This is a genomic window from Nitrosomonas marina, from assembly GCF_900110145.1.
In the GTDB taxonomy this organism is placed as follows: Bacteria; Pseudomonadota; Gammaproteobacteria; order Burkholderiales; family Nitrosomonadaceae; genus Nitrosomonas; species Nitrosomonas marina.
The window spans coordinates 68,984-76,076 of record NZ_FOCP01000016.1 but is presented as its reverse complement, the minus strand read 5'-3'; the positions used below and the strand labels follow the sequence as shown (position 1 = coordinate 76,076).

Below are 7,093 nucleotides of genomic sequence, written 5' to 3'. Positions count from 1 at the left end.
TATGTCCGGCAATCCGCTGCTAATCCTTCCGTATAACAGTCTACCGCTGCCGCCTCCCTTACAATAGCCCGCCTAACGACCAACCGGTATTACCAGTCAAGTCCAATCAGCCGTTTACAGACCCGTCTCTGCTGTCTCGCCTTCCCCTAAAACCTTCAGCAACTCGCTGCTCAACATCCCAGCCAGTCCACTACCAGATCCAGCATCAGCATGACCTGTCCTTCACCGATAATCCTCATCCCCTCCCAAAGACTACTCAGTCAGGTTAACCCTGTCAAGAAATTTCAAAGGGTTGAATTATTTTGCAGATATGATCTATCCCGCATGTATCGAAATACTATGATTTGCTTTCACTGTCGCTAGCGTTTTTACGACGCATAAAATAAAAGGCGGCACCTCCAACAACCAGTGCTATTAAGCCAATCTCCATTACGCCAAAACCACCGCCATGTCCGGCGTGGCCTCCACCACTACCGCCAACGGCAAATGGAACGCGACCTGCAACAACAATTTCGCCACCATCATTTTTTCTTTCCAGCAGAATTTCGTAATTTCCTTTTTGCAAATCTGCTGAAACAACAATAATGCCTGAATTATGCTCTGCATAAGGCATATAGACAAGATCATTTTCGCTTGGATCACCGTCTGATTTTCCGTGATTAGCATGATCATCTTGCATCTCATGACCCTCATGATCATGCGCACCATGCTCACTGTGATCTATTTCTTTCTCAGTAGATCCAGCCTCTGAACCAAGAGTAGGATTCTCTTCTTTTTTCTGATGATCTTTATGACCATCCGAACCATGATCACCATGCCCGACTTTAACTAGTCGAACAGCGAGAGGTATTTCACGCGAATCCCAATCAGGTAATTCTATAGTCAGCTGAACCTTGCCAGGTTTTGGAATATTTGAACAGTATGAATGCATAGGTGGTATATCACCCTCAGGCACTTCATAGCCGCTAAAAGTCATCGGAAACTCACCATTCTTAATTTCGCACCCACCCGCATCATGATGTCCTTCGTGGGCAAGCATTAACTGTGCATACGCTGGAAGTGCCAGAACAGCAATCAGAATAGCACCGATCAATTTTGTTACCCACCAACACCCAGATACTTCCTTCATATTTTCTCCAATAAATTTATATCATGTAAACAACTGCTTATTTTAATATTTGCATACAAAACACTATGCCGCTCATTAGCATAACTTAAAATTGTATAACAAAATTTTCTGAAGATTAAATGAAACGATTCAAATAATCCCAATTTTTTCGCCTTCTGGATGCTTTTCAATTTTTAATCTTATCCACGCTTCATAGATTTGTTTATTCGTCTGCTCACCCGATTTATCCTGATGGCTCTATGAATTTTAAAAGCTTGAGTTTTAAATACGATAAGAATACCAGCTCGATACTATAACGTTCGAGGCCAATAATTTTACGGAAGGGCACCATAGCAATCACACCATTACAAGCTCCTGGTATGCGCATATAGATTATCTTTCAGATAAATAAAAGAAATACATTCAAATCAGTCATCCCCTTTTGCATTTCAGAGACGCGCTTCTTTCTTCATAGCTTCTTCTATATCAATCCCTACTTCGGATTCGCCCTGAAACACCGTACCGACAATATTATTGATGAAGTTATCCAGATTTTTATTATATATCACCGAAGAAAGTGGAAAATATTTGACTTCAGTAACTAATTCAGCAGCATTGTCCATAAGGAATTTAACAAATCCCTGTATTTCTGGCCTAGTGCGAGATTCAGCATTCACATATATAAAAACTGGACGTGACAAAGGTTGATAGCTGCCGCTCTCAACTGTTTCAACGGACGGAATTACTCCTCCGTTTCCACTATCAATCGCTACCGCATTAATTTTGTTTTTATTCTCGATATAATAGGCAAAACCAAAAAAACCAAGTGCATACATATCACTAGCAACGCCCTGAACCAAAACATTATCATCTTCTGATGCTGTAAAATCGCCACGGCTTGATTTAGCGCGCCCCACAACGGCTTCAGTAAAATATTCAAATGTACCAGAGTCTGCACCAGGACCAAATAATTTGATTTTTTTATCCGGCCAAGCAGAATTAACCTGATTCCAATTGTTTATCTTACCCTGTGCTGCCGGCTCCCAAAACTGCTTGAGCTCTTCCACTGTCATCGTTTTACTCCAAGAATTTCTTGGATTGATCACAACTGTTAATGCATCGATTGCAATTGGCATTTCGATATATTCTATGCCCGCCTTCCTGCAGACTTCCATTTCTAAATCTGTGATAGGACGCGAAGCATTTACTACATCCAGTTCTCCTCTGCAAAATTTTTTAAACCCACCGCCTGTGCCTGAAATACCAACTGTGACGCGAACAGCTCCACGTTTAGCAATCTGAAAATCCTCAGCAGCAGCTTCGATAATCGGGTAGACAGTACTTGAGCCATCAATCCTGACTATAGGGCTAGCATACGCACCCATACTCATACTAAGCATACAAAAAACAACAATTACCTGTTGCTTCATACGTTTTAAACGTACTAAACTAAACATCGTAATTCTCCAAATTCTATTTTAAATAGACTTCTATTTTTTAAATTAAAAATAAATGTTCCGTCTCATGACCTGAGTATCTATTCGATTAAAACAATAAACACATATATTAAATGAATATTCATTCTGAAATCTGAGGACTGAATCTCTGCACCACATCAGCAATCTGTTCCGCCCAGAAATTGACTTTTTGTTCTGATTCTCCTTCCACCATGACGCGTATCAATGGCTCGGTTCCCGAGGCTCGCACCAGCACACGTCCCTGCCCATTCAAATCAAATTGCGCCTCTTTGACAACATCTTGAACTTCTTTATGATCAGCAAGGCTTGATGGTTTTGAACTTTTCACATTAATCATTCTGTTTGGATAAAGTGAAATATCTTGCAAATACTCACCAAGACTATTTTCGCCGTCACACAATGCGTGCAGCACCTGTAACGCAGAAATAATACCATCACCAGTCGTATGTTTATCTAAACAAATTATATGCCCTGAACTTTCTCCGCCAATGAACCAATTCTCTTTACGTAGCATTTCCATCACGTGACGGTCACCCACCTTGGCACGCAAAAAAGGAATATTCAAATTTTTAACACCATTTTCAACTGCCATATTGGTCATCAGCGTACCCACAACACCACCTCTGATAAATCCCATCTGCTGCCGATGTTTTGCAATAACATAAAGTAGCTGGTCGCCATCGTACAATACACCACTTTCATCAACCATCATGACGCGATCACCATCACCATCAAGCGCAACACCCAAATCAGCCTGATGCAATTTAACAGCATCCTGCAAGGTTGAGCAGTGGGTTGCGCCACATTCATAGTTAATGTTCAAACCATTCGGTTCATCACCTATTGTCACCACATCTGCACCCAATTCATGAAACACGTGGCCTGCAATATGATAAGCGGCACCATTTGCACAATCCACCACAATTCTCAATCCACGCAAATCAAGATGATATGGGAAGGTGCTTTTACAAAATTCGATATATCTTCCACTAGCATCTTTTAGCCGCTGCACTTTACCAAGTTGGGCAGAAGGCATCGTTTTAATTGGAAAATCAATGATTGCCTCAATTTGTTGTTCGATTTCATCCGGCAATTTGGTTCCCTCGTCCCCAAAGAATTTAACACCATTATCTTCAAACAAATTATGCGATGCAGAAATTACGATACCGGCTTGCAATCGAAGTGCGCGAATCAAATACGCAATTGCAGAAGTTGGCATTGGCCCGGACAAAAGCACGTCAACACCCGCCGCAGACAAACCTGCTTGGAGTGCAGATTCCAGCATATACCCCGATACACGGGTATCTTTTCCGATCAAAACCTTTGGTCGCTCACCTTCCATAAGATGCCAATCTTTCGCCGCAAGTACTTTTCCAGCTGCAAAACCCAGATTCAGGATACGATCGGGTGTTATAGGCTCATCACCTACACGTCCCCGTATACCATCAGTTCCAAAAAATTTATTAGCCAATGATTGAATTTCCAAGTTTGTGAATGAAAAATTACTACAGGTAATCAAATAATAACACGCTGCGATAATTTAATTTTACTTAATATCATTATTTTCTTGCAGAGCGCAATAAAAGGATAATGCATCTTTTGTCGCCTTCACATCATGTACTCGTACGATCCTGGCCCCATTATTTACTGCTATCAGCGCTGCTGCAACGCTTTCATGAATGCGCAGGTCTGCAGGATTACCGGTAACAGCACCCAGCATCGATTTCCGTGAAATTCCTACCATCAAAGGAGTCTGTAATCGAGTAAAATATTCCAGATTGTTCAGTATTTCGAAATTGTGCTGCAGAGTTTTTCCAAAACCAAAACCCGGATCAACAATTAGACGATCACGAGCCACGCCCAGGGTTGTTATCAGCTGAATGCGTTCTTCTAGAAAGTCATAAACTTCCTGAACAATATTATGATATGTTGGACTTTTCTGCATATTAGCTGGACTACCTTGCATATGCATTAAACATGCCAGCACACGATCATTTTCCGCCAACACCTCCATAGCTCCGGAATTTCGCAGAGCATTAACGTCATTAATGATGTCCACTCCTGCAATAATCGCCTGTCGCATTACTTCAGCTTTTGAAGTATCTACCGAAATCAGCGTTTTCTCTCCAGCAAGCGCCTCGATTACCGGCATAACACGCCGCAACTCTTCATCAACACTTACAGGCAAACTGCCGGGGCGCGTAGACTCCCCACCCACATCCAGAATATCCGCACCTTCTTCGATAAGTTTCCTAGCTTGTTTTATGGCATTATCAGTTGAGAAAAAAAAACCACCATCTGAGAATGAGTCAGGCGTTACATTTACAACACCCATTATGAGTGGCCGCCGGGTTGCATGAATTGAATTCGATTGCGATCGCATCATAAATCAAGAATAAAAAGTGGAACAAAAAAAGGATACGATTTCATCAATCGTATCCTTTACAAAATACCTTAGCGGAAACTAGCTAGTCTGTTTCTTTAGCAACTCCTTGCGGCGGAATATCGGTTTCTTCCGTATCCGTCTCTTCCGTAGTTGCTGATTCTTCAGGAGCTTGCTCAGCCACCGTTTGAGGAGGTTTTGGCGGTCGAGGAGGACGGCCTTCCATAATGTCCTTGATCTGCTCGCTGTCAATTGTTTCCCATTCAAGCAAAGCTTGTGTCATTGCCTCAATTTTGTCTTTGTTTTCTTCTATCAGTTTACGCGCCAAAGCATACTGCTCATCAACAATGCGCCGGATTTCAGCATCAACCTTCTGCATGGTCGCCTCACTCATATTCTTATGCGTGGTAACAGAACGCCCTAGGAATACCTCGCCTTCATTCTCACCGTAAACCATAGGGCCAAGTGAGTCAGTCATCCCCCATTGTGTCACCATTTGACGCGCCAATTCTGTAGCTCGCTCAAAGTCATTTGAAGCACCCGTCGTCATTTGATTCATAAAAACTTCTTCAGCGATTCGGCCGCCAAACATCACCGCCAGTCTTTGCAGAATTTCCTCTTTTTCCATACTGAAACGATCTTCGGTCGGCAACTGCATTGTTACACCCAGCGCCCGCCCTCTTGGAATAATCGTTACTTTATGAACCGGATCAGTTTTGGGTAGTAAATATGCTACTACAGCATGACCTGATTCATGATAGGCGGTATTCTTACGTTCATGCTCCGGCATAACCACTGATTTTCTCTCGGCCCCCATGAATATCTTATCTTTGGCATTTTCAAAGTCTTCCATATCCACAAGGCGTTTATTTCTTCGCGCTGCAAACAAGGCAGCCTCGTTTACCAGATTAGCCAGATCCGCGCCAGACATGCCTGGTGTTCCGCGCGCCAAAACGTCTGCTTTCACGTCAGGGGCGAGCGGTACTTTACGCATATGCACATTCAGAATCTGTTCACGTCCACGTATATCGGGCAGAGGAACCGTTACTTGTCTGTCAAAACGACCAGGTCGCAACAACGCGGGGTCGAGGACATCGGGACGGTTTGTTGCCGCAATCACGATTACACCCAGCGAACCCTCAAAACCATCCATTTCAACCAGGAGTTGATTGAGTGTCTGTTCGCGCTCATCATTACCTCCTCCGAGACCGGCTCCCCGTTGACGACCAACAGCATCAATCTCATCAATAAAGATGATGCAAGGAGCATGCTTTTTGGCCTGTTCAAACATATCACGTACTCTAGACGCACCTACGCCAACGAACATTTCAACAAAGTCTGAACCTGAAATGCTGAAGAAAGGCACTTGTGCTTCACCAGCGATGGCACGCGCAAGCAGTGTTTTACCCGTACCAGGACTACCTACCATGAGTACACCACGCGGTATGCGCCCACCCAGTTTTTGAAACTTGGTTGGATCACGCAAAAACTCAACCAACTCTGCGACCTCTTCCTTCGCTTCTTCACAACCAGCCACGTCGTTAAACGTCACCTGATTCTGGGATTTATCAAGCATTCGCGCCTTGCTTTTTCCAAAAGAGAACGCGCCGCCATTTCGACCACCACCCTGCATTTGCCGCATGAAAAATATCCATACTGCAATAAGCAACAACATCGGGAACCATGAAATGAAGATACTCATTAACATGGATGGCTCTTCCTCGGGCTTTGCCTCGATGACCACTCCGGCTTTTAATAAATCACTGACCAACCAAGGATCTGCGGGAGCGTAAGTGGTAAAGCGAGCACCGTCCGTATTGGTACCCCTCAACGTACGGCCATCAATTACCACCTTTGCAATACGGCCACGATTTAAATCAGAAATAAACTGTGAGTACTCAATTGGCACCTGCGCTTGTTGTCGCACGCTGAATTGGTTAAATACCGTCATCAAGATGAGTGCAATCACAAGCCAAATGGCCATATTCTTAAATAAATTATTCAAAATAGCTCCTTGGTTTGCACCTTTCAGAATTTTTCTATTCACGCATAGCTTTAATTTTCTTCAGACCGCGAACAAAATTAATGCACCTGATAACGTAATTTAGAAAAAAATTATTAAGT

General features: G+C 43.1%; 5 protein-coding genes. All 5 read right to left on the bottom strand.

All coding sequences use genetic code 11. From position 1 onward, the window contains the following. Positions 1-337 precede the first annotated feature (337 nt). Positions 338-1,129, bottom strand: a complete 792-nt coding sequence (locus BMX44_RS11460) for a hypothetical protein (protein ID WP_090633128.1) — start codon at positions 1,127-1,129, stop codon at positions 338-340. A gap of 428 nt (positions 1,130-1,557) precedes the next feature. After that, entirely contained in the window at positions 1,558-2,565 is a 1,008-nt protein-coding gene (locus BMX44_RS11455; RefSeq protein WP_090633126.1) for a PstS family phosphate ABC transporter substrate-binding protein, read from the bottom strand. Between the two features lie 121 nt (positions 2,566-2,686). Then, positions 2,687-4,057 (bottom strand): phosphoglucosamine mutase, encoded by a 1,371-nt coding sequence (glmM, locus tag BMX44_RS11450; protein WP_090633124.1) that lies wholly within the window; start codon positions 4,055-4,057, stop codon positions 2,687-2,689. Between the two features lie 75 nt (positions 4,058-4,132). Continuing rightward, complete coding sequence (folP, locus tag BMX44_RS11445; RefSeq protein ID WP_342708039.1) at positions 4,133-4,972, bottom strand: dihydropteroate synthase; 840 nt, start codon at positions 4,970-4,972, stop codon at positions 4,133-4,135. A gap of 82 nt (positions 4,973-5,054) precedes the next feature. Next, positions 5,055-6,974 carry an ATP-dependent zinc metalloprotease FtsH gene (gene ftsH, locus BMX44_RS11440; RefSeq protein WP_090633119.1) on the bottom strand — a complete coding sequence of 640 codons (1,920 nt, stop codon included), beginning with the start codon at positions 6,972-6,974 and terminating at the stop codon, positions 5,055-5,057. Positions 6,975-7,093 lie beyond the last annotated feature (119 nt).